This is a genomic window from Streptomyces sp. NPDC008121, from assembly GCF_042957155.1.
Classification (GTDB): domain Bacteria; phylum Actinomycetota; class Actinomycetes; order Streptomycetales; family Streptomycetaceae; genus Streptomyces.
The window spans coordinates 902,361-926,078 of sequence record NZ_JBIBHT010000003.1 but is presented as its reverse complement, the minus strand read 5'-3'; the positions used below and the strand labels follow the sequence as shown (position 1 = coordinate 926,078).

Below are 23,718 nucleotides of genomic sequence, written 5' to 3'. Positions count from 1 at the left end.
GCCGTACCCCCTGGCCCCCCTGCCTGGCCGGACACGCCATGTCACCCCGTCGGCCGCCCCGGACCGGGCTCCTCCGTGTCCAGTTCTCTGAGCATGTCCGCGCGGAGGCGCAGGGTCGAGACCAGGCGTTGGAAGGCCTCCGACCAGTAGCTGCCCGCGCCGGGGGAGGCGTCCTCCGGTTCGGGAGGGAGGGCTGTCAGAGAGTCCAGGTGGGGGGCTGCCGTGGGGGAGAGGCAGCGTTCGGCCAGGCCCATCACTCCGCTGAAGCTCCAGGGGTAGCTGCCGGCCTCCCGGGCGATGTCCAGAGCGTCGATCACCGCACCGCCCAGGGGCTCCGCCCAGGGGACCGCGCAGACGCCGAGGAGTTGGAAGGCCTCCGACAGGCCGTGGGCCGCGATGAAGGAGGCGACCCAGCGGGCCCGCTCGTCCTCCGGGAGCGTGGAGAGCAGTTGGGCGCGTTCGGCGAGGGAGGAGGTGCCCGGCCCCGTCGCGGGCGGGGCCGACGGGGGGCCGAGCAGGGCCCGGGACCAGGCCGCGTCACGCTGGCGGACGGCGGCCCGGCACCACGCCGCGTGCAGTTCGCCCCGCCAGTCGTCGGTGACGGGCAGGGCGACGATCTCCTCGGGAGAGCGCCCGCCGAACCGGCCCGGCCAGCAACCCAGTGGAGCGGCCTCCACCAGTTGTCCCAGCCACCACGACCGCTCGCCCCGGCCCGTGGGCGGCGTGGGCAGCAGCCCGTCCCGCCGCATGCCGGCGTCGCACTCGTGCGGTGCCTCGACGACGATCGTCTCGGCCCCCTCCGTACGGTCCAGGCTGACGCAGGACGCGGCCCTGCCCGCCATGCGGCCCGCGAGCGCCGATCGGGGCAGGGCCGAGAGCAGTTCGGCGGCGGTGGAGCGGACGTTGCGGCTCCGGTCGGTGAGCGCGGCCTCCAGGAACTCCTCGTCGGCGTCGGAGAGGCCGGCCCGCAGCGAGTCCAGGAACATCAGCCGGTCCTCGGCCCGTTCGGCTGCCCAGGTGGACGCGAGCAGGGACCGCGCGGCCGCGGGGTCCTCGGCCCGGAGCGCGCCGAGGAGGGCGACCCGCTCCGCGAACAGACCCTCCGCCCACAGGGACCGCACGCCCTCGGGGTCCCGGACGTCGGGGAGCGAGGCGCTGCCGGACGTGCCGCGCAGGGCGAACTTCCACTCGGGGTTCAGCCTGGCCAGCCACAGCCCGCGCGGGCCCGCCAGCGTGAGCGCCTGGGGGCGCAGGTCGGTCCTGGCGCGGGCGGCGTCGAGGAGAGCGGGGAGGGTGGAGGCGGGCGCCTGGAAGCCGCGCTCGTTGGCGGCGGCCAGCCACTGGGGGAGCAGTTCGGCGAGGTCCGGCGCCGCCCCGCGCCGCCCGCCGGACGGGGCGGGGGCCGCCCGGTCCGCGAGCAGCAGGGCGAGGCGACGGCGGGCCGCCGCGGGCAGCGGCCGTCGGCCGTCCTCGGGGGCGGGCTCGGGGGCCGGTGCGACGGGCCCGGGGCGCAGCCCCGCCCTGCGCCGTACGGTGTGCACGGCCGCGGCGTCGAGCAGGGCGACCGGGGCCTCGCCCACGGGTGCCGTCGTCCTCGACGCCCCCGGCACGGGCGCCACGAGCGCGGGCGGCCGCCGGTCGGTGCCGAGCAGCGCCGAGGTGACGAGCTGTTCCCAGGCGTCCATCGAAGTCCTCCAGCCTTGTCGTCTCTGTCGTCTCTGTCGTGTCGCTTCGGTCGGTCGGTCCGTCGGAGTGGGCGGGTCGGGCGCGGGGCGGTGCCGCCCCGGGTGTTGCGCGCGGGCGTGCGCGGAGCGAGCGGGACCGTTGCGCGAGGCGCCACGACCCGCCCGGCGGCGCCGCCCGCGCCCCGGTCGCTGCGGCCTGCGTGGGCAGGGCGGCCAGGGCCCTGTCGTCGCGCGCGAAGGCGCGTGGAGCGGGACCTTCCCGCCCGGGTGCCTCGGCCGGCCGGCGGCGACCGGATCGGGCGTGCCGAGCGTTCGCCCCGCCGCCCGCCGCCCGCCGCCCGCCGCCCGCCGCCCGCCGCCCGCGATCACCGTCGCCCCCCGCAGACCCGTCGCCCCCCGGCCCCCGCGTCGCTCGGCCGTCAGTGGAGCGGGACCGTCTCGCCCGGGGCCTCAGACGACCAGGCGGCGAGGGGGGTGAAACCCCGGTGCCCGCACTCGCCGAAGACGCGGACCGGGCGGCCGCCGGACAGTGCCGCCAGTCGCCAGAGCCCGGGCCGGGCCAGGGCGGAGGCGTTCACCGGCACGGCCTCGCCCTCACCGCCCGAGGCGCCCGGGTCCGCGAGCTGCCAGCCGTACTCCGTCGGTATCGGGACGACCTCGGCCAGGGTCGCCGGCCAGGAGTCCAGCCAGGGGTCCTCGCGCAGGGCGAGGCCGTAGGAAGTGAGGGCGTCGGTGACGGTGCCGCCTCGCGGCGGGGCGTCGAGCGGGGCGGGGGCGGCGAACTGCTCGGTCCATTCGGCCCGCAGCGTGCCCGCGCCCGCGTGGAGGGTGAGCGCGGCGTCGAGGACGGAGCCGACCGGGAGGGAGAGCTGCGGGGCCCGCCCCGCCGCTCCGAAGGAGAGCAGAAGCGCGGTCCGCCCGGTCTCCCGGCCGTGCAGCCAGATCCGGCGGGTCGTCAGTCTGCCGTCCGAGGTGTCGCCCTGGGCGAGGACCAGCCAGTGATCGCGCACCACCGGTCCCCGCGCCGGCGTCGTGAGCCCCACGCGGGTGCGTACGGTCGCCGCGAGCGGATCGGGGAGCCGGTCCACGCCGAGCCAGGCCCGGTCGAGGAGGTGGGTGAGCGCGCACTCCTCCAGGAGCCGCACCGGCCAGCCGGGCCCCGAACCCGGGATGGCCCCCAACTCCCGCACGCGCCCCGCGAGTCCCGGTGCCTGCGCGTCGACCATGCGGGCCGCCGTCTCCTCCCACAGGGCGTACCCCGACCGCTCCGCCGTTGCCAGGCCGCCGCGCAGCAGGTCGGTGAGGCGCTGCTCCAACTCCTCGGCGCCGGCGGTGATCCGGGCCGCGCGCCGCTCGGCACGGCGCCGCACCGCCTCGGGGTCGGCGGGCTCGGCGGCCGGGCTCCCGGCCCGCCCGCCCGAGTCCTCGCGCGCGCGTCGGGCGCTGAGCCATGGACCGGCCCAGTCGGGCGCCTCGGCGGCGCCGACGGCCGTACTGCCCGATGCCCAGAGCAGCAGCAGTCCCAGCGCGTGCTTGCACGGGAACTTCCGGCTCGGACAACTGCACGTGTATGCGGGGCCCGTCGTGTCGACCACCGTCCGGTACGGCGTGCTGCCGCTGCCCCGGCACAGGCCCCAGACGGCGCCGTCGCCGTCGCAGCCCGTCCCGGACCACGTCCCGGCCGCGCCCAGTCTGCTCCCCGCTCTGCGCGACGCGTCGTCAGGAGCCAGAGCCAGCACCTGATCCGCCGTCCAGCGCACCCCCTGTGTGTCCATGCCCCTGACGTTAGGGGGCGGCACTGACAACGGCCCCGGCCTGCTGGTTCGCGCCCCCGGACCGGCCGGGAAGCCGCTTGACTTTACCTTTCCTTTACGATTTCCTGCGAGAGATCGGGCCGGAAGACCGGCCTCGACAGCCCGCGTCACCGCGGCAGTTCAGGGGGACCCCGTCATGAAGCGCACCATCCGTACCGCCGCCTCGGCCCTCGCCGTCACCGGCCTCGCCCTCGGCCTCGGCGCCTGCTCCACGGCGGCCGACCAGGTCGACAAGGCCGTGAACGAGTCCTACGAAGTGACGTACGAGGTCACGGGCAAGGGCATCGAGTCGATCGAGTACCACGCCGGCGGCGGCACGGCCATGGACCCGAAGACCGAGTCGGAGAAGAAGCCCGCCACGCCGTGGAAGAAGACGGTGACGCTCAAGGGCATCATGCCGCCGGCCGTCATCCCGCTCGCGCTCGACCCGTCCGGTCTCACCTGCAAGGTCATCCACGACGGCAAGGTCATCAAGGAGGCCAAGGGCCAGGCGGCGATGACCGGCGGCTGCGTCGCGGTCTCCCCGATCGCCGGCTGACTCGCCTTCGCGGCACCGGACTTACGGCCCTGAGCTGCGGCGACGGGTCATTGTCAGTGGCATGGTGCACCGTGGATCCCACATCAGGTCGAACGATCTGGAGGGGGATCCATGACCGTGCCCGAAACCATCACGAGCACCGTGCCGGACACCGGCGCCGAGGCCCTGCGGCCGCACGCCGAGCACGCCTTCGCCGACGAACTCAAGGCGCTCGCCGCCGTCGACGACCGGCCGAGGCCCGTCCGCTGGCAGCTCTCGCCGTGGGCCGTCGCCACCTATCTCCTCGGCGGCACGCTCCCCGACGGGACGGTGATCACACCCAAGTACGTGGGGCCGCGCAGGATCGTCGAGGTCGCCGTCAGCACACTCGCCACCGACCGGGCCCTGCTCCTGCTCGGCGTCCCCGGCACCGCCAAGACGTGGGTCTCCGAACACCTGGCCGCCGCCGTCAGCGGAGACTCCACCCTCCTCGTCCAGGGCACCGCCGGCACGCCCGAGGAGGCGATCCGGTACGGATGGAACTACGCGCGGCTGCTCGCCCACGGACCGAGCCGGGACGCGCTCGTGCCCAGCCCCGTCATGCGCGCGATGTCCGAGGGGCTGACCGCCCGCGTCGAGGAACTCACCCGCATCCCCGCCGACGTGCAGGACACGCTCATCACGATCCTGTCCGAGAAGACCCTTCCCATACCGGAGTTGGGACAGGAGGCGCAGGCCGTCCGCGGCTTCAACCTCATCGCCACCGCCAATGACCGCGACCGGGGCGTCAACGACCTCTCCAGCGCGCTGCGCCGCCGCTTCAACACGGTGGTGCTGCCGCTGCCCGCCACCGCGGAGGCCGAGGTCGACATCGTCTCCCGCCGAGTCGACCAGATCGGACGCTCCCTCGACCTGCCCGCCGTCCCCGAGGGCGTCGAGGAGATCCGCCGGGTCGTCACCGTCTTCCGCGAGCTGCGGGACGGCATCACCACCGACGGCCGCACCAAGCTCAAGTCCCCTTCCGGGACGCTGTCGACGGCCGAGGCGATCTCCGTCGTCACCGGCGGCCTCGCCCTCGCCGCCCACTTCGGCGACGGCCTCCTGCGCCCCGGCGACGTCGCCGCCGGCATCCTCGGCGCCGTCGTCCGCGACCCCGCGGCGGACCGCGTCATCTGGCAGGAGTATCTGGAGACGGTCGTGCGGGAGCGGGACGGCTGGAAGGACTTCTACCGCGCCTGCCGCGAGGTGAGCGCGTGACGGCCCCCACGACGACCGCGGTACGCGTGCGATCCGCGGCGGACGTGAGGAGCGCGACGGAGACGATCGGCGCGGACCGGGCGGGAGACGCCGGTCGCGGGGCGGGCGCGGGCGGCCGCGGGCCGCTCGTGCTCGGGGTGCGGCACCACGGCCCCGGGTCCGCGCGAGCGGTGCGGGCCGTGCTCGACGCGGAGCGGCCCGCCGCCGTCCTCGTCGAAGGACCGCCCGAGGCCGACGGGCTGCTCGCGCTCGCCGCCGACGAGGCCATGCGGCCGCCCGTCGCCCTCCTCGCCCACGCCGTGGACAACCCCGGCCGGGCCGCCTTCTGGCCGCTGGCGGAGTTCTCGCCCGAGTGGGTGGCGATCCGCTGGGCGCTGTCCCACGGCGCCGCCGTCCGGTTCATCGACCTGCCCGCCACCCACACCCTGGCCGCCGACCCCACCTGGGGCGACGGCGAAGGGGACGACGAGGCCGACCGGCAGGTGCGCATCGACCCGGTCGCCGAACTGGCCGACGCCGCCGGGTACGACGACCCCGAGCGCTGGTGGGAGGACGTCGTCGAGCACCGCACCGCGGCCGCCCCCGCCGACCCGACGGCCCCGTTCACCGCCCTCGCCGAGGCCATGGGCGCGCTGCGGGAGGCGTACGGCGACGGGGGCGACGCCCGCGACCTCGTACGCGAGGCGCATATGCGGCTCCAGCTCAGGTCCGCCCGCAGGGAGTTCGGCGACGGCGTCGCGGTCGTCTGCGGTGCCTGGCACGTCCCCGCCCTCACCCGGAAGGCCACCGCCACCGCGGACCGCGCCCTCCTCAGGGGCCTGCCCAAGGTCAAGACCGAGATGACGTGGGTGCCCTGGACCCACCGCCGCCTCGCCCGCCGCTCCGGGTACGGCGCGGGCGTCGACTCGCCCGGCTGGTACGCCCATCTCTTCGCCGCCCCCGACCGGCCGGTCGAACGCTGGATGACCCGGGTCGCCCGCCTCCTGCGGGAGGAGGACCTGCCGGTCTCCTCCGCCCACGTCATCGAGGCCGTGCGGCTCGCGCAGACCCTCGCGGCGATGCGCGGCCGGCCCCTCGCGGGGCTCGGCGAGACCACCGACGCCGTACGGGCCGTGATGTGCGACGGCTCCGACGTCCCCCTCGGCCTCGTGCGCGACCGCCTCGTCGTCGGGGACGTCCTCGGCCAGGTCCCGGCCGACGCCCCCGCCGTACCCCTCCAGCGGGACCTCGCCCGCCTCCAGCGCGGCCTGCGGCTCAGACCCGAGGCGTCGGAGCGCGAGCTGGACCTGGACCTGCGGAAGGAGAACGACGCGGCCCGCAGCCGGCTGCTGCACCGGCTGACACTGCTCGGCGTCCGCTGGGGCGAGCCGGTCGCCGGACGGGGCGGCACCGGCACGTTCCGGGAGAGCTGGCGGCTGCGCTGGCAGCCCGAGCTGTACGTCCAGGTCGCCGAGGCGGGCGTCTGGGGCACCACCGTCGCCGCCGCCGCCACCTCCAAGGCGGAGAGCCGCGCCCTGGAGACCACCGCCCTCGCCGACATCACCGCCCTCGCCGAGCGCTGCCTGCTCGCCGGGCTCGGCGACGCCCTGCCCACGGTCATGACGGCGCTCGCCGACCGGGCCGCACTGGACACCGACGTCGGCCACCTCGCCCAGGCCCTGCCCGCCCTCGCCCGGTCCCTCCGCTACGGAGACGTCCGCGCCACCGACACCACCGCGCTCGGCGAGGTCGCGGCCGGGCTCGCCGAACGGATCTGCGTCGGACTGCCCCCCGCCTGCACCGGCCTCGACGCCGACGCGGCCGCCGAGATGCGCGGCCACCTCGACGGCGTCCACGGCGCCCTGCGGCTCCTGCCGGACCGCGCCGGACTGCTCGACCGCTGGGCCGGGGTGCTGCGCGGGCTCGCCGACCGCGGCAGCGTGCCCGGCGCCCTCCGCGGCCGGTCGGCCCGGCTCCTCCTCGACGACGACCGCCTCGACGAGGACGAGGCCGCCCGGCTCATGGGCCTCGCCCTCTCGCCCGGCACCCCGCCCGCCGACGCGGCCGCCTGGATCGAGGGCTTCGTCGGCGGAGCCTCCGGAGGCGGCATGCTCCTCGTCCACGACCAGCGGCTCCTCGCCCTCGTCGACGACTGGCTGACCGCGGTCCCCGGGGACGCCTTCACCGACGTCCTGCCGCTCCTGCGCCGCACCTTCTCCGCCTACGAACCGGGGGTCCGGCGCACGCTCGGCGAGCTGGTCGCGCGCGGCGCGTCCACCACCACGCCCCGCCCGGACGCCGGCACCCCCGGCTTCGCCACCGGGCTCGACGAGGAGCGCGCCGACGGCGTGCTCCCTGTCCTGCGGCTGCTCCTCGGCGACGCCGCACCACTGCTGGGCGACGCCCGCGGACCGCTGCTCGGCGGGGCCGCACCGTCGTCCGGTGACGCCGGACGGCCCCTGCGCGGCCCAGGCACATCCGAACGCCCGAAAGCCGCCGAGGAGGTCGGCCGATGACCATGAGCGGACACGACGAAAGACTGCGGCGCTGGCGCATGGTCCTCGGTGGGGGAGAGGCGGACGGCACCGGATGTTCCCTCGGCGGGACGGACGCGGCGATGGACGGCGCGCTGAACGCCCTCTACGGACAAGGACCGAAACCGTCCGGCGCACCGGGGCCGTCCGGCGGACGCGAGCGCTCCGCCGGTCTCGGCGGCTCGGCCCCTTCGGTCGCCCGCTGGCTCGGGGACATCCGTACGTACTTCCCCAGCCCCGTCGTCCAGGTCATGCAGCGCGACGCCATCGACCGGCTCGGCCTGTCCACCCTCCTCCTGGAACCCGAGATGCTGGAGGCCGTCGAGGCCGACGTCCATCTCGTCGGCACCCTGCTCTCCCTCCACAAGGCCATGCCGGAGACCACCAAGGAGACGGCTCGAGCGGTCGTCCGCAAGGTCGTCGACGACCTGGAGAAGCGCCTCGCCACCCGCGCCCGCGCCACCCTCACCGGCGCGCTCGACCGGTCGGCCCGCATCAGCAGGCCCCGGCACCGGGACATCGACTGGGACCGCACGATCCGCGCCAACCTCAAGAACTACCTGCCCGACCACCGCACGGTCGTCCCCGAGCGGCTCATCGGCCACGGCCGCTCCGCGCGGTCGGTGCAGAAGGACGTCGTCCTCTGCATCGACCAGTCGGGCTCGATGGCGGCGTCGGTCGTCTACGCCTCGGTGTTCGGCGCGGTCCTCGCCTCGATGCGGTCGATCGCGACCCGGCTCGTCGTCTTCGACACGGCGGTCGTCGACCTGACCGACCGGCTCGACGACCCGGTCGACGTCCTCTTCGGCACCCGGCTCGGCGGCGGCACCGACATCAACCGCGCCCTCGCCTACTGCCAGGCGAGGATCACGCGGCCCGCCGACACCGTCGTCGTCCTCATCAGCGATCTGTACGAAGGAGGGATCCGCGACGAGATGCTCAAGCGGGTCGCGGCGATGAAGACCGCCGGGGTGCAGTTCGTGACGCTGCTCGCGCTCTCCGACGAGGGCGCCCCGGCCTACGACCGCGAGCACGCGGCCGCCCTCGCGGCGCTCGGCGCCCCCGCCTTCGCCTGCACCCCCGACCTCTTCCCGGAGGTGATGGCGGCGGCGATCGAGAAACGCCCCCTCCCGCAGCCCGACCCGGCCGCCCCGCGATGACCGCCCCGGCCCCGCCCCGCGATGACCACCCCCGCCGCGCCCGCCCCGGTGCGGAATCCGTCGCCGCGCCCCCGTCCCACCGGCCCGGCGCACCCCACTGAGGCCCATGTCACAGGGCTCGTCTCAGGCCCCTCACCCCGCGGGCGGGCGCGTCGTGAGGCCGGGGAAGCCCGGGCCCTGCCTGCCACTTGGGCCCCGCGGCCCCCATCCCGTACCCCTACGGACCGCCCCGCGCCCCCTACGTTCTGTGACCCGTATCACCGCTCCGGTGTGATCTGCGATTTAGGGACCCACGTCCCTCGGGGATAACCTGCGAGACGGACATGCCGCGTCCACGGACACCGTGTACGCCTCCCTTGTGACAGCGCAGTCACGTTGCCCTTCGCGGCACGCCCACGCAGACAACGAACCGCGATCATCAGAAAAGGGACGGACGCGCGTGGACCTGTTCGAGTACCAGGCGAGGGACCTCTTCGCCAAGCACGGTGTACCGGTGCTGGCCGGTGAAGTCATCGACACGCCTGAGGCGGCGCGCGAGGCCACCGAGCGTCTTGGCGGCAAGTCGGTCGTCAAGGCGCAGGTGAAGGTCGGCGGCCGCGGCAAGGCCGGCGGCGTGAAGCTGGCCTCCACCCCGGACGAGGCCGTCGCCCGCGCGACGGACATCCTCGGGATGGACATCAAGGGCCACACGGTCCACAAGGTGATGATCGCGGAGACCGCTCCGGAAATCCTCGAGGAGTACTACGTCTCGTACCTCCTCGACCGCACCAACCGCACCTTCCTGGCCATGGCCTCGGTGCAGGGCGGCATGGACATCGAGGAGGTCGCGGAGAAGACCCCCGAGGCCCTCGCGAAGGTCCCGGTCGACTCCAACACCGGTGTGACCATCGAGAAGGCCCGCGAGATCGTCGCCCAGGCGAAGTTCCCGGCCGAGGTCGCCGAGAAGGTCGCCGAGGTCCTCGTGACCCTCTGGGAGACCTTCGTCGCCGAGGACGCGCTCCTCGTCGAGGTCAACCCGCTGGCCAAGGTCGCCTCCGGCGACATCCTGGCCCTGGACGGCAAGGTGTCTCTCGACGAGAACGCCGACTTCCGTCAGCCCGAGCACGAGGCGCTCGAGGACAAGGCCGCAGCCAACCCGCTCGAGGCTGCTGCCAAGGCCAAGAACCTCAACTACGTCAAGCTCGACGGCGAGGTCGGCATCATCGGCAACGGCGCCGGCCTGGTCATGTCGACCCTGGACGTCGTCGCGTACGCCGGTGAGAACCACGGCGGCGTGAAGCCGGCCAACTTCCTCGACATCGGCGGCGGCGCCTCCGCCGAGGTCATGGCGAACGGCCTGGAGATCATCCTGGGCGACCCGGACGTCAAGTCCGTGTTCGTCAACGTCTTCGGTGGCATCACCGCCTGTGACGAGGTCGCCAACGGCATCGTCCAGGCGCTGGAGCTCCTGAAGAGCAAGGGCGAAGAGGTCACCAAGCCGCTGGTCGTGCGCCTCGACGGCAACAACGCGGAGCTGGGTCGCAAGATCCTGTCGGACGCGAACCACCCGCTCGTGCAGCGCGTGGACACCATGGACGGCGCGGCCGACAAGGCCGCCGAGCTCGCGGCTGCGAAGTAAGGGACGAGGTCAAGCACACCATGGCTATCTTCCTCACCAAGGACAGCAAGGTCATCGTCCAGGGCATGACCGGTGCCACGGGCCTGAAGCACACCAAGCTCATGCTGGGTGACGGCACCAACATCGTCGGTGGCGTCAACCCGCGCAAGGCCGGCACCTCCGTCGACTTCGACGGCACCGAGGTCCCGGTCTTCGGCTCCGTCGCCGAGGCGATGGAGAAGACGGGCGCGAACGTCTCCGTCCTCTTCGTCCCGCCGGCCTTCGCCAAGGCCGCCGTGGTCGAGGCGATCGACGCCGAGATCCCGCTCGCGGTCGTCATCACCGAGGGCATCGCCGTCCACGACTCCGCCGCCTTCTGGGCGTACGCGCAGTCGAAGGGCAACAAGACCCGCATCATCGGCCCGAACTGCCCCGGTCTCATCACCCCGGGCCAGTCCAACGCCGGCATCATCCCGGGCGACATCACGAAGCCGGGCCGCATCGGCCTGGTCTCGAAGTCCGGCACGCTGACGTACCAGATGATGTACGAGCTCCGTGACATCGGCTTCTCCTCCGCCGTCGGCATCGGTGGCGACCCGGTCATCGGCACCACGCACATCGACGCCCTCGCGGCGTTCGAGGCGGACCCCGACACCGACCTGATCGTCATGATCGGCGAGATCGGCGGCGACGCCGAGGAGCGGGCGGCCGACTTCATCGCGAAGAACGTGACCAAGCCGGTCGTCGGCTACGTCGCGGGCTTCACCGCGCCCGAGGGCAAGACCATGGGCCACGCCGGCGCCATCGTCTCCGGCTCCTCCGGCACGGCGCAGGCGAAGAAGGAGGCCCTCGAGGCCGCCGGCGTCAAGGTCGGCAAGACGCCGACCGAGACGGCCAAGCTGGCGCGCGCCATCCTCGCGGGCTGAAGCGGAATCGTTTGAACCGCACAGGTGGGCCCCGCCCCCTCCCGGGAAACCGGGCGGGGGCGGGGCCCACTCGCGTACGGACCCACCGGACCCGCATGGCGCTGCCCTGCCGTGCCGCCGCCCCGAGTCGGCGGCAGCGCGAGGGCCGTCAGTGCGTGTCCGGGACCAGGCGTTCCGGACCGGGGTGGGGCAGGTCGCGGAGCTGCTCGCGCAGTTGCCGGTCCTGCGGGGTGAGCCTCGGTGAACCGGCGCTCGCCGGGACGCCGTTGACGGCCTCCCCCGGGGCCGGGACCGGAAGGTACTGCGTCGGCGCGGTGGCGGCCGTGAAGGCCGTCGCCCCGACGAGCACCGTCGTCACGCTCAACGCCGTCCTCGTCCACAGCCGCGTCCACCGCTCGCTCCTGGCCCGTAGGGCCTTCGCGGTCGGGAGCGTCGCCGTCGGCGCCTCCGCGACCAGCGCGCGCAGGCGGCGGTGCAGGACGTCGGGGTCGGCGAGCGCGGGGATCCGCTGCCCGATGACGGTACGGGCGTGCAGCAACCGGTTGGCTGCCGCGGGGGTGCTCGCCTCGGTCTCGGCGGCCGTGTCGGGCAGGTCGAGGCCGAGCCCGTCGTAGAGCAGGACGGTACGGCGGTACGACGGCGGCAGGTCGAGCAGCACCGCCAGCAGCGCCCGCCGGCCGGCCTCGATGGGCGGGCTGTCGGGGTGCTTGTGCCGGCGGCGGAACCGGTGCCAGGGGGAGAGCGCGTACTCGTACGCGACCACCCGCACCCAGCCGACCGGGTCTCGGTCGACGGCGACCTCGGGCCAGCGCTGCCAGGCGTGCTGGAAGGCGCGCTCGACCGACTCCCGCGCGAGCCGGCGGCGGCCGGTCAGCAGATAGGTCTGGTGGGCGAGGCCGGGGGCGGAGTAGGCGTAGAGCGCGTCGAAGGCCTCCGCGGGGGTGCGGAAGGGGTGGTGCTCCGCCCTCGCCACGCCGGCGTACGCGCCCGCGCCCGTTTCCCCGTGCGCACCCGTACCTCCCTCCACACCCGTGCCCGATTCCACGTACGGCTCCGTGCCCGTCTCCACGTACGGCTCCACGTACGGCTCCACGTGTGGCTCCTCGCACGGCTCCGCGGCGGTCACCGGCGTCGCCGCCGGTTCCGGCTCCGGCTCGGGGGCCGGCGGGTCCTCCCGCCGTACGGACGGGGAGGGCTCGGGGGCCGCCTCCGAGGCCGCCTCCGACGCCGACTCCGGGTCCCGGGCCGGCTCGTCGTACGCGCCGAGGAGCTTCATGTACGCCTCCCGCTTCCGGCCACGGGGGGCGGTCCGGCCCGTCTCCCAGGACCGGACGGTGGCCCGAGTGACGCCCATGGCCTCCGCGAGCTGGTCCTCGCTCAGGGCCAGGGCCTCACGAAGTCTGCGCCGCTCCTTCGGGGAGGGCAGCGCGAGGGGCGCGGAAGAGGCGGTCCCCCGACTCGTCGGACTCATCGGTGTCGACCTCCCGCAGAGCTCCTGTGGGCGGAAAAGTACATAAACGTATATTGAGCGACACAACGGTCGTTTGCCCGTTACATCGCAAAAGCGCGTGTCGTTGGCAGCATGGGCGCGTGACCCACGTGACCGAGCACCCTCCGTTGCCGCCGGCCCCCCTGCCGCCGGCCGAGCCGCTGGTCCTCCGGGGCGGCCGTTCCACCGCCCTGGTCACCGCCGTCGTGCGCGGCGGTGTCGCGGCGGTGCTCGGCCTCGGCGGGCTGGCGGTGCTGGTCACGGCGGCATGGATCGGCTCCCCGTACCCGGACAGCGGTCCCGGCGGGGCGCTGCACACGGCCGCGGGGCTCTGGCTGCTGGCCCACGGCGCCGATCTGGTGCGCACCGAGACGCTCTCGGGGGTGCCCGCGCCGCTCGGCCTCTCGCCCCTGCTGCTCATGGTCCTCCCCGGCTGGCTGGCGCACCGCGCGGCCCGGGACACGCTGGAGGCGGACGACGGGCGTCCGATGCCGTCGACGGGCGCCGCCGTGACGGCGGTCTGCTCGGGGTATCTGCTGGTCGCGGCCTGCGTCGCCGCCTACGCCGCGCGGGGCCCGCTGCCCGCCGACCCGATCTCGACCGCGGTGTGGCTGCCCGCGGTCGTGGCGGCGGCGGCCGGCCTCGGCGTCTGGACGGCGAACGGGCGGCCGCTGCCCCGGCGCGAGCAGGCGGCCGTCGGCCTGCGGGCGGGCGGGCTGGCGGCGGTGACCCTGCTCGGCGGGGGCGCGATCCTGGCCGGCGTCGCGCTGAGCCGGAACGCGGCCGAGGTGCAGACGTCCTTCACCGGACTCGCGGGGGAGTGGTCGGGCCGGTCCGGGCTGCTGCTCCTGACCCTCGCGCTACTGCCCAACACCGCCGTGTGGGGTGCGGCGTACGGGCTGGGGCCGGGATTCGCCCTCGGTACGGGGGCCGTGGCGACCCCTCTCGGTCTCACCGGCGACGCGGCCGTCCCGGCCTTCCCGCTCCTCGCCGCGCTGCCCGCCGAAGGCCCGGGCGCGTGGCCCCACCGGGCCGCCGCGGCCGTCCCGCTGGTGGCGGCTCTCGTGCTGGGGTGGTGGGCGGGACGGTCCGCGCGGCTGTGGACGGGCCGGGAGGCGGCGCTGACCGCGCTGGTCGCCGCCGGGGTGTGCGGGGTGGCGCTGGCGGTGCTCGCGGCCGCCGCCGGAGGGCCGCTGGGGTCCGGACGGCTGTCGGCGTTCGGTCCGGTGTGGTGGCGGACGGGGGCCGCGGCGGCGCTGTGGAGCGCGGTGGTGGGGGTGCCGACGGCGTTGACCGTACGGGCCTGGGCGCGGCGCGGCCTGCATCGGCCCGCCCCCGCCTCCCAGGCGGCGGGCTCGGTCGGGGCGGTGACCGGCGCCGAGGGCCTTCCGGCAGCGGACCGCCAGGAGGCGGATCTCCTCGTCGGGGCGCCGGAGGACGAGGACGACTGCGGCTTCGACGCGTACGACTTCCTGACGACGGGATGGGAACCGGCCCCGGCGCTTCCGCCGACCGCGCCCCTGCCGCCGCCGTTGCCGCCGTTCCCCCCGACGGCGCCGCCGCGCCCTGTCACCCCACCCGACGCACCCGCCCCGGCAACCCGCCCGAAGCCCGAGCAGCCCGAAGGCCCCGAGCGCGAGCGCCCCGGCCGCGAGGGCCCCGACGGCGAGGGTCCCGAGCCGAAGCCGGAGCCCTAGCCCGGGCCCCAAGCCGGAGCCCTAGGCCGGAGCCCTAGCCCGGGGCCCCAAGCCGGGTTTCGAACGTCCCGTCCGGCCGCTACTCCCGTACGCCGAAGACGTCCCGCAGGGGCTCCGGCAGCAGGTCGTTGCAGGCGAGCTGGCCCGACTTGGTCAGGGCGTCGTCGGCGCAGGTGTAGAAGTCGCGGTAGACGAGCTGGAGCGCGAAGCCGCCCGCGACGATCAGCAGGGAGAGCACCCCGGCGACCAGGCCGCTGATCGCGGCCGTCCGCTGGGCGCGGGCCGGCCCCGGCCGGGACGCCGTGCCGCTCGCCCCGCCGGCAGCGGAAGCACCCGAGCCCCAGCCCGGACCCTCCGAGGCCGAACCCGCCGCACCCGAAGCGGTCGCCCCGGTCGCCCCGGTCACGTCCGAGCCGGAGGCCCCCCGCACCATGGACGCGGCCGACGGCGCGGACGGGTCGCCGGCCGTCGGCGTCCTCGGCTTGGTGCGCAGGGCGCTGCCGCCCCAGTACAGGGCCAGGGCGCCCAGCAGCAGGGCGAGCTCGCGGATCTCGAAAATCGCGAAGAAGAACGCCCACATGCCCGCGAGGAGCGCGTACCGCGCCCGCCGCTGCGCCGGGTCCTTCGGGTCCCACTTCATGCCGGGGCCCTTGCTCTGGTCGGGGCCGCCCTCGCCGGACGGGCGCTCCGGCCGGCGGCCCCAGCCGTCGGTGGAGCGGCCGGGCTGGCGGCTGCTCCAGCGGCCGGGGGAGGAACCGGACGGCTCGGACGACGAGTCGTCGTCCGAGCCCTCCGGCCGCCGCGGCTGCCACGGCTGGTCCGGCTGCCCCTCGGGCGGCGGCGCGAACGGATTGTTGTCGTCCGTGGACTTGCGGTCCGGCATCTGCTGAACGTCTTCCCTCTGTCGTCGCAACTGCGGTCTCACGTGCTGTCTCAACGGGTGCCTATCTGGCGTCGAACCCAGACGCTACCCCGCGGCCACGCCCCCGTCCCGTGGGGGCCGTCCGGTGTGCCGGTATCGTTGCTGACGGTCGGGCCATTCGTAGGGTTCCCCGTATCGAGGGCCGCGATTCGTTCGTACGACCGTACAAACACCACGGAAAGAGTGCTCAGTGGCCGCCGCCCGTCTCGTCGTCCTGGTCTCCGGGTCCGGCACCAACCTCCAGGCCCTCCTCGACGCCATCGCCGCCGACCCCGAGGGCTACGGCGCCGAGATCGTCGCGGTCGGCGCGGACCGCGACGGCATCGCCGGTCTGGAGCGCGCCGAGCGGGCCGGACTGCCCACCTTCGTGTGCCGGGTCAAGGACCACGCCTCCCGCGACGAGTGGGACCGCGCGCTCACCGAGGCCACCGCCGCCCACGAGCCCGACCTCGTCGTCTCGGCCGGATTCATGAAGATCGTCGGCAAGGTGTTCCTCGCCCGCTTCGGCGGCCGGGTCGTCAACACCCACCCGGCGCTCCTCCCCAGTTTTCCCGGTGCCCACGGGGTGCGGGACGCCCTCGCGTACGGCGCGAAGGTCACCGGATGCACCGTTCACTTCGTCGACGACGGCGTCGACACCGGCCCGATCATCGCCCAGGGCGTGGTCGAGGTCCGGGACGAGGACGATGAAGCCGCTCTCCATGAGCGCATCAAGGAAGTCGAGCGTTCGCTGCTCGTCGAGGTCGTGGGGCGTCTGGCCCGGCACGGCTACCGCATTGAGGGACGAAAGGTAACAATCCCGTGACCGCCGAAGGTACGAAGCGGCCCATCAGCCGAGCACTCGTCAGCGTCTACGACAAGACCGGCCTCGAGGAGCTGGCCCGCGGCCTGCACGAGGCGGGTGTCTCCCTCGTCTCCACCGGCTCGACCGCCTCGAAGATCGCCGCGGCCGGCGTCCCGGTCACCAAGGTCGAGGAGCTCACCGGCTTCCCCGAGTGCCTGGACGGGCGCGTCAAGACCCTCCACCCGCGCGTGCACGCCGGCATCCTCGCCGACCTGCGCCTGGAGGACCACCGTGCCCAGCTCGCCGACCTGGGCGTCGAGCCCTTCGACCTGGTGGTCGTGAACCTGTACCCGTTCAAGGAGACCGTCGCCTCCGGCGCCACCCCGGACGAGTGCGTCGAGCAGATCGACATCGGCGGCCCCTCGATGGTCCGCGCCGCCGCCAAGAACCACCCCTCCGTCGCGGTCGTCACCAGCCCGGCGCGGTACCCCGACGTCCTCGCGGCGGCCAAGAGCGGCGGCTTCGACCTGGCCACGCGCAAGCGTCTGGCGGGCGAGGCCTTCCGGCACACGGCCGCCTACGACGTGGCCGTCGCCTCCTGGTTCGCCGACGACTACGCCGCCGCCGACGACAGCGGCTTCCCGGACTTCCTGGGCGCCACGTACGAGCGGAACAACGTGCTGCGCTACGGCGAGAACCCGCACCAGGGCGCCGCGCTCTACGTCGACGGCACCGGCGGCCTCGCGCAGGCCGAGCAGCTGCACGGCAAGGAGATGTCGTACAACAACTACACGGACACCGACGCCGCGCGCCGGGCCGCGTACGACCACGCCGAGCCGTGCGTCGCGATCATCAAGCACGCCAACCCGTGCGGCATCGCGATCGGCGCCGACGTCGCCGAGGCGCACCGCAGGGCCCACGCCTGCGACCCGCTGTCGGCGTTCGGCGGCGTGATCGCCGTGAACCGTCCGGTGTCCGTGGCGATGGCCGAGCAGGTCGCCGAGATCTTCACCGAGGTCATCGTCGCGCCCGGCTACGAGGACGGCGCCGTCGAGGTCCTGGCCAGGAAGAAGAACATCCGCGTGCTGCGCGCCGAGGGCGCCCCGGCCGCTCCGGTCGAGGTCAAGCCGATCGACGGCGGTGCGCTGCTGCAGGTCACCGACCGGCTCCAGGCCGACGGCGACCGGCCCGAGAACTGGACGCTGGCGACCGGCGAGGCGCTCTCCGCCGAGGAGCTGGCGGAGCTCGCCTTCGCCTGGAGGGCCTGCCGCGCGGTCAAGTCCAACGCGATCCTCCTCGCCAAGGACGGCGCCTCCGTCGGCGTCGGCATGGGCCAGGTCAACCGCGTCGACTCCGCGAAGCTCGCGGTCGAGCGCGCGGGCGAGGAGCGGGCGCGCGGCGCGTACGCCGCCTCGGACGCGTTCTTCCCCTTCCCCGACGGCCTGGAGATCCTCACGGCGGCCGGCGTGAAGGCGGTCGTGCAGCCGGGCGGCTCGGTCCGCGACGAGCAGGTCGTCGAGGCGGCGAAGAAGGCCGGCGTGACGATGTACTTCACGGGCACGCGCCACTTCTTCCACTGAGCGATGAGCGGTTCGGACGGCCCGCCGGTACGTGACGTACCGGCGGGCCGTCCGCGTTTCCGGTCCGGGGGGCGGCCCGCGGCCCTCTGGTCTAATGGATTGCTCTTTTGTCGGCGGCTCTAGGTGGGGGCGCGGTGTTGGATGTACAGAACGGGGTGGCCGAGACGGCCGCCCCGGAGACGGGCCGTGCCGGACCGCCGGAGAGCGCGCCCGCCGTGGTGCCCCTGCGCCCCTACGCGCTCCTCGCGGCAGCGCTGTGCGCCCTCTACTTCCTCTACTCCTGGGTGCAGTACGAGCGGTTCCGCACCCCCTCCTGGGACCTCGGGATCTTCGAGCAGTCCGTCCGGGCCTACGCCGAGTTCCGCGCGCCGATAGTCGACATCAAGGGCCCCGGCTTCCTCATACTCGGGGACCACTTCAGTCCCGTCACCGCCCTGCTGGCGCCCCTGTACTGGATCTGGTCCTCCCCCCTCGCGCTCCTCTTCGCCCAGGCCGCGCTCTTCGCCGCCTCCGCCGTCGTCGTCGGGCGCACCGCCCAGCAGGTGCTCGGCAGCCGTGCCGCCGGCATCGGGCTCACCGTCGCCTACGGCCTGTCCTGGGGCCTCCAGGAAGCGGTCAAGTCCGACTTCCACGAGATCGCCTTCGCCGTCCCGCTGCTCGCCCTGACCTGCCGGGCCCTGCTGCTGGGCCGGTGGACCGCCGCCGCGGCCTGGTCCGCCCCCCTCGTCCTGGTCAAGGAGGACATGGGGCTCACCGTCGCCATGGTCGGCGCGGTCCTCTTCCTCCGCGGCAGCCGCCGCTTGGGCGCCGCCCTCGCCGGCTTCGGCGTCGCCGCCTTCGCCCTGACGGTCCTGGTCCTGATCCCGGCCGCGAGCCGCGTCGGCCAGTACGACTACTGGGCCAAGATCGAGAAGTCGAGCGGGGGAGCGGACGTCTCCTTCGCCCAGGCGCTCCTCACCTCCCTCGGCGCCGGCGAGAAGTGGGAGATGCTCTTCTTCCTCGTCGGCATCACCGGCTTCCTCGCCCTGCGCTCCCCGCTGATGCTGATCGTGCTGCCCACGCTCGGCTGGCGCTTCCTCTCCCAGGACCCGAACCACTGGGGGATGCTCTGGCACTACAGCGCCATCCTGATGCCGGTCGTCTTCCTCGCCCTGGTCGACGCGGTCCGGGCCGTCCGCGGCTCGACGCGCGGCTGGCTCGTCTCGTACGGGAAGGTCGTCGTCCCGGTCGTCACGGCCGTCTCCGTCGTGGTCGCCCTCGACCTGCCGCTGCGGGAGCTGCTGCGCCCGGAGACGTACCGCACGGACACCCGGACGCTGGAGGCCCGCAAGGCGGTGGACGCGGTGCCCGAGGGGGCGAGCGTGGAGACGAACGTGCCGCTCATGGCACACCTCACCGCCGACCGCACGGTCTACTGGGTGGGCGGAGCACAGGGGGTCAGCCCGGACTACCTGGCGTTCGACCTCGACTCCGGTTGGTCGCAGCCGGTGACGGACCCGGTCGGTCTCGCTTCCTCGCTCCACCCGGCGGCGCGGTACGAGGTGTCGTTCCAGGCGGGGCAGTTCGTGGTGCTGCGCCGCACGTGAGCCCCCCGGCCGCCGGACCGGCCGCCGCACCGCCCGGCCGTACGCGTGTCGTTTGCGAGCAGGAACGGCGAACGGCGGGCGAAGGGCCCGGTGGACGCGGAAGGGCCCCCGGTCCGTGAACCGGGGGCCCTCCCACGTGCGGGGCAGCGGCGGCGGTCAGCCGTTCTGCTTGATGACGACCGTGCTGCACACCTTGTCGGAGAAGGTCTGCTTCTTCGCGTCCCAGATCGGCCACAGGTAGCCGATGTAGCAGGCGATGCCGTCGAGGAAGTGCGCCAGCTGCCGGACGAACGCCATGCCGAAGCCCAGCGGAGCACCGTCGGCCTCGCGCAGCGTCCGGGTGCCGACCGCGCGCTTGCCGATGGTCTGGCCCGTGGAGCCTTCCTTGTAGATCTGGAAGAAGAACATGAAGATCAGGTAGACGAACCCGATCAGGCCGAGGACCGTGGCCAGACCGCTGGACTCGCTGCCGCCGACCGCCGCGCCGATGCCGGACAGCAGATAGAACGGGCCGACCACGATGACGGTGTCGATCAGCCGGGACAGGACGCGCCAGCCCCAGTGCGCCAGCGGCGGCATGCCGCCGTAACCCATCGGCGCCTGCCCCATCTGCGGGGCCTGCGGGTACGCGCCGTACGGCGAGGGCTGGGCGGGCTGCTGGGGGTAGCCGTACTGCGGCGGCACACCCTGCGGCGGAACGCCCTGGGGGGCCTGCTGGGGGTAGCCGTAGCCCGGCTGGCCCTGGGGCGGCTGCTGGGGCTGCTGGCCGTACGGGTTGTTCGGGTCGCCGAAGCTCATGACGGGGTTTCCTCCGTGGGGGTGATGCGGGGACGGTGCGGTCCGAGCGGAGGAACATCACAAAGCTGAGCGGTCCGCCCCCCTGCGCTGCCGCGGCACTGCGCGGATCATCGTCGTCGCAACGTCGACTTTTTGTCCAGTCGGAATACACGGGAGTTGTGCGAATGCAACCTCATGATCGGTACCGGAGGTTCGGCGGCCGGGTCCGTCACCGGCGAATTGGAACAAGGGAGGGGTCATCCGGGAGGATGGCCGCATGAGCGCCCAGATTCTCGATGGCAAGGCCACCGCAGCCGCGATCAAGTCCGATCTGACCGCCCGGGTGGCGGTGCTGAAGGAGCGGGGGGTCACCCCCGGCCTCGGCACGATCCTGGTCGGCGACGACCCGGGCAGCCAGAAGTACGTCGCGGGCAAGCACCGCGACTGCGCGCAGGTCGGCATCGCCTCCATCCAGCGCGAACTGCCCGCCACCGCCACCCAGGACGAGATCGAGGCCGTCGTACGGGAGCTCAACGACGACCCGGCGTGCACGGGCTACATCGTCCAGCTCCCGCTGCCCAAGGGCATCGACGAGAACCGCATCCTGGAGCTGATGGACCCGGCGAAGGACGCGGACGGGCTGCACCCGATGAACCTCGGGCGCCTCGTGCTGAACGAGCCCGCGCCGCTGCCCTGCACGCCGAACGGCATCATCACGCTGCTGCGCCGGCACGGCGTGGAGATCAAGGGCGCCGAGGTCGTGGTCGTCGGGCGCGGTGTCACGATCGGCCGTCCGATGCCGCTGATCCTGACCCGCCGCTCGGAGAACGCGACCGTGACGCAGTGCCACACGGGGACGAAGGACCTGGCCGCGCACCTGCGGCGGGCCGACGTCATCGTCGCGGCGGCCGGCGTGGGGCACCTCATCAAGCCGGAGGACGTGAAGCCGGGCGCGGCCGTGCTCGACGTCGGCGTCTCGCGCGACGGCGAGGGCAAGATCGTCGGCGACGTGGACCCGGGCGTGGCCGAGGTCGCCGGCTGGATCTCCCCGAACCCGGGCGGCGTGGGCCCGATGACCCGGGCGCAGCTCCTGGTCAACGTCGTCGAGGCCGCCGAGCGCGCGGCCGCGGCCCTCTGACGATGACCGCCGCCCGCACACCCGCCCCGGACGGGCCCCCGGCCTCGGCCCGGGACGAGGCCCCGGACAGGCCCGAGGCCCCGCCCGCGGGCCGGGCCCCCGCAGCCGACGGCCCGGCCCCGGCTGCCGCCGGCGGCGAGAAGCCGGCCGCCCCCGAGGCGGCGGAGCCGGCCGGACCCGCCGGGGGTACGGAGACGCCCGGACCCGAGGCGCAGGAGACGGCCGGACCCGCCAAGGGCACGAAGCCGTCCACCCCCGAGGCGCAGAAGCCGGCCGGACCCGCCGGGGGTACGGAGAAAGCCGCCCCCGAGGCGACGGAGCCGGCCGGGCCCGCAGGCCCCGAAGCGGCCGAGACCGAGGGCACCGCCGGCGCCACGGCCGGGGGCGGCGACCAGACCACCGCCGGCGCCGAGGGGACCGCCGCCGGAGGCAGGACGCGGCGGCCGCCCGCCATGACCACCGACACCGCCCGGCCCGAGGGCGGCGGGCGGGCCGCGCCCGGGGACGCCCCCGCGCCGGCCCGTCAGTGGCCGCTGCTCACGGTCCTCGGTCTCGCCGCGCTCGGCCTGCTCGTCGTCGGGACCGAGCTGTTCCCGCAGTCGTCCCGCATCGGCACCATCCTCGTCGGCGCCGCCCTGCTCACGGGCGCCGCCCTCCGCCGCGCGCTGCCCTCCGTCGGCATGCTGGCCGTCCGCTCCCGGTTCACCGACATGGTCACGTACGGCCTGATGGGCACCCTCATCGTGCTGCTGGCGCTCATGGTGCAGCCGGGCCCCTGGCTGAAGATCCCGTTCCTGGAGGACATCCTCCATCTGACGATCACCTAGGCCCCAGGCCCCACGGCCCGGACCACCGGTACGACAGACGACGGCGCCCGTCCTCTCCCCCGAGGGAGGACGGGCGCCGTCTGTGATCAAGGGTCATGTACGTGCCAAGGGTGCTTCAAGAGCAGCCCGGGCCCTGTGGCACGGAGGTGACCATTCCGGTACGTCCGGCACGCGAACCGGATCGGCTCGTGAACCGGAGCGCCCGTGGGCCGGGTGTCCGCGCGGCCCGGGCGGGCGGACACGACCGGGTGGCAGTGAGCCGGACCACAAGGGGTCGGGGATTGACCGGGGTCCGGGTCGGATAGCCTGACCGCTGGATATCTCTTCACGTCGAGACACCGATCGATCAAGAGAGGTATCCGACACCAGGGGCAGGGACCCCCACCGCCAGCTGTCTTACGGAGATCGCCATGACCCGCACTCCCGTGAATGTCACCGTGACCGGCGCGGCCGGCCAGATCGGCTACGCGCTGCTCTTCCGCATCGCCTCCGGCCACCTGCTCGGCGCGGACGTGCCGGTCAAGCTGCGCCTCCTCGAGATCCCGCAGGGCGTCAAGGCCGCCGAGGGCACCGCCATGGAGCTCGACGACTGCGCCTTCCCGCTGCTCAAGGGCATCGACATCTTCGACGAGCCCAACCAGGGCTTCGAGGGCGCCAACGTGGCCCTCCTCGTCGGCGCCCGCCCCCGCACCAAGGGCATGGAGCGCGGCGACCTGCTCGCGGCCAACGGCGGCATCTTCAAGCCGCAGGGCAAGGCCATCAACGACCACGCCGCGGACGACATCAAGGTCCTCGTCGTCGGCAACCCGGCCAACACCAACGCCCTGATCGCCCAGGCGGCGGCCCCGGACGTCCCGGCCGAGCGCTTCACCGCGATGACCCGCCTGGACCACAACCGCGCGCTCTCGCAGCTGGCCGCGAAGACCGGCGCCTCCGTCGAGGACATCAAGCGCCTCACCATCTGGGGCAACCACTCGGCGACCCAGTACCCGGACATCTTCCACGCGGAGATCGCCGGCAAGAACGCCGCCGAGGTCGTCGCCGACGAGCAGTGGCTGGCCGACACCTTCATCCCGACCGTCGCCAAGCGCGGCGCCGCGATCATCGAGGCCCGTGGCGCCTCCTCGGCCGCCTCGGCCGCCAACGCCGCCATCGACCACGTCCACACCTGGGTCAACGGCACCGCCGCGGGCGACTGGACCTCCATGGGCATCCCGTCGGACGGCTCGTACGGCGTCCCGGAGGGCCTCATCTCCTCCTTCCCCGTCACCTGCAAGGACGGGAAGTACGAGATCGTCCAGGGCCTGGACATCAACGAGTTCTCCCGCACCCGCATCGACGCCTCGGTCCAGGAGCTGGCCGAGGAGCGCGACGCGGTGCGCGAGCTCGGCCTCATCTGAGTCCACGCACCTCGCACCACCACGGCGCCCCCGGCCCTCACGGCCGGGG

18 protein-coding genes are annotated in these 23,718 nt (G+C 74.2%); 13 read left to right on the top strand and 5 right to left on the bottom strand.

Features of this window, described 5'->3' with window-relative positions:
• Positions 1–41: 41 nt before the first annotated feature.
• Both ACFZBD_RS14235 and ACFZBD_RS14230 read right to left on the bottom strand, forming a co-directional pair.
• A complete protein-coding gene (locus ACFZBD_RS14235) occupies positions 42–1,685 on the bottom strand; it encodes a DUF5691 domain-containing protein (protein ID WP_391139627.1) in 1,644 nt (547 codons plus the stop codon).
• Between the two features lie 419 nt (positions 1,686–2,104).
• The gene (locus ACFZBD_RS14230) at positions 2,105–3,460 is read right to left on the bottom strand and encodes an SWIM zinc finger family protein (protein WP_391139626.1); all 1,356 of its coding nucleotides are present in this window, start codon (positions 3,458–3,460) and stop codon (positions 2,105–2,107) included.
• Between the two features lie 175 nt (positions 3,461–3,635).
• On the opposite strand from ACFZBD_RS14230, the gene ACFZBD_RS14225 reads away from it, so the two are divergent.
• The 6 genes from ACFZBD_RS14225 (at position 3,636) to sucD (ending at position 11,469) form a co-directional block, all read left to right on the top strand.
• Entirely contained in the window at positions 3,636–4,037 is a 402-nt protein-coding gene (locus tag ACFZBD_RS14225; protein ID WP_391139625.1) for a hypothetical protein, read from the top strand.
• Positions 4,038–4,148: 111 nt separating this feature from the next.
• A complete protein-coding gene (locus ACFZBD_RS14220) occupies positions 4,149–5,273 on the top strand; it encodes an AAA family ATPase (RefSeq protein WP_391139624.1) in 1,125 nt (374 codons plus the stop codon).
• A gap of 65 nt (positions 5,274–5,338) precedes the next feature.
• Positions 5,339–7,768, top strand: a complete 2,430-nt coding sequence (locus ACFZBD_RS14215) for a DUF5682 family protein (RefSeq protein WP_391139699.1) — start codon at positions 5,339–5,341, stop codon at positions 7,766–7,768.
• A 2-nt stretch (positions 7,769–7,770) separates the two neighbouring features.
• The gene (locus ACFZBD_RS14210; RefSeq protein WP_391139698.1) at positions 7,771–8,946 is read left to right on the top strand and encodes a VWA domain-containing protein; all 1,176 of its coding nucleotides are present in this window, start codon (positions 7,771–7,773) and stop codon (positions 8,944–8,946) included.
• 439 nt (positions 8,947–9,385) lie between these two features.
• On the top strand, positions 9,386–10,564 hold the full coding sequence (gene sucC / locus ACFZBD_RS14205; protein ID WP_391139623.1) for an ADP-forming succinate--CoA ligase subunit beta: 1,179 nt from the start codon (positions 9,386–9,388) through the stop codon (positions 10,562–10,564).
• Positions 10,565–10,584: 20 nt separating this feature from the next.
• Complete coding sequence (gene sucD, locus ACFZBD_RS14200; RefSeq protein ID WP_391139622.1) at positions 10,585–11,469, top strand: succinate--CoA ligase subunit alpha; 885 nt, start codon at positions 10,585–10,587, stop codon at positions 11,467–11,469.
• A gap of 148 nt (positions 11,470–11,617) precedes the next feature.
• Here the strand turns inward: sucD and ACFZBD_RS14195 are convergent, their stop codons facing one another.
• A complete protein-coding gene (locus tag ACFZBD_RS14195; protein ID WP_391139621.1) occupies positions 11,618–12,940 on the bottom strand; it encodes a helix-turn-helix domain-containing protein in 1,323 nt (440 codons plus the stop codon).
• A 119-nt stretch (positions 12,941–13,059) separates the two neighbouring features.
• Between ACFZBD_RS14195 and ACFZBD_RS14190 the strand changes: the two genes are divergently transcribed.
• Positions 13,060–14,655: a DUF6350 family protein gene (locus tag ACFZBD_RS14190; RefSeq protein ID WP_391139620.1), complete on the top strand. Its 1,596-nt coding sequence runs from the start codon at positions 13,060–13,062 to the stop codon at positions 14,653–14,655.
• 79 nt (positions 14,656–14,734) lie between these two features.
• Here ACFZBD_RS14190 and ACFZBD_RS14185 read toward each other — a convergent pair whose 3' ends face one another.
• Complete coding sequence (locus ACFZBD_RS14185) at positions 14,735–15,538, bottom strand: hypothetical protein (RefSeq protein WP_391139619.1); 804 nt, start codon at positions 15,536–15,538, stop codon at positions 14,735–14,737.
• A gap of 229 nt (positions 15,539–15,767) precedes the next feature.
• On the opposite strand from ACFZBD_RS14185, the gene purN reads away from it, so the two are divergent.
• The 3 genes from purN to ACFZBD_RS14170 all read left to right on the top strand — a co-directional run bounded on the left by purN (position 15,768) and on the right by ACFZBD_RS14170 (position 19,527).
• Entirely contained in the window at positions 15,768–16,382 is a 615-nt protein-coding gene (purN, locus tag ACFZBD_RS14180) for a phosphoribosylglycinamide formyltransferase (RefSeq protein ID WP_391139618.1), read from the top strand.
• The gene (gene purH, locus ACFZBD_RS14175; RefSeq protein ID WP_391139617.1) at positions 16,379–17,941 is read left to right on the top strand and encodes a bifunctional phosphoribosylaminoimidazolecarboxamide formyltransferase/IMP cyclohydrolase; all 1,563 of its coding nucleotides are present in this window, start codon (positions 16,379–16,381) and stop codon (positions 17,939–17,941) included. The genes purN and purH overlap by 4 nt, the downstream gene beginning before the upstream one ends.
• A gap of 134 nt (positions 17,942–18,075) precedes the next feature.
• Entirely contained in the window at positions 18,076–19,527 is a 1,452-nt protein-coding gene (locus tag ACFZBD_RS14170; RefSeq protein ID WP_391139616.1) for a DUF2079 domain-containing protein, read from the top strand.
• 156 nt (positions 19,528–19,683) lie between these two features.
• Here ACFZBD_RS14170 and ACFZBD_RS14165 read toward each other — a convergent pair whose 3' ends face one another.
• Complete coding sequence (locus ACFZBD_RS14165; RefSeq protein WP_391139615.1) at positions 19,684–20,325, bottom strand: RDD family protein; 642 nt, start codon at positions 20,323–20,325, stop codon at positions 19,684–19,686.
• Between the two features lie 256 nt (positions 20,326–20,581).
• Here ACFZBD_RS14165 and ACFZBD_RS14160 point away from each other — a divergent pair, with 256 nt between their 5' ends.
• The 3 genes from ACFZBD_RS14160 (at position 20,582) to ACFZBD_RS14150 (ending at position 23,669) form a co-directional block, all read left to right on the top strand.
• Positions 20,582–21,442, top strand: a complete 861-nt coding sequence (locus ACFZBD_RS14160) for a bifunctional methylenetetrahydrofolate dehydrogenase/methenyltetrahydrofolate cyclohydrolase (protein ID WP_391139614.1) — start codon at positions 20,582–20,584, stop codon at positions 21,440–21,442.
• Between the two features lie 2 nt (positions 21,443–21,444).
• Positions 21,445–22,269: a DUF3017 domain-containing protein gene (locus ACFZBD_RS14155; RefSeq protein ID WP_391139613.1), complete on the top strand. Its 825-nt coding sequence runs from the start codon at positions 21,445–21,447 to the stop codon at positions 22,267–22,269.
• 410 nt (positions 22,270–22,679) lie between these two features.
• Positions 22,680–23,669, top strand: a complete 990-nt coding sequence (locus tag ACFZBD_RS14150; RefSeq protein ID WP_391139612.1) for a malate dehydrogenase — start codon at positions 22,680–22,682, stop codon at positions 23,667–23,669.
• Positions 23,670–23,718 lie beyond the last annotated feature (49 nt).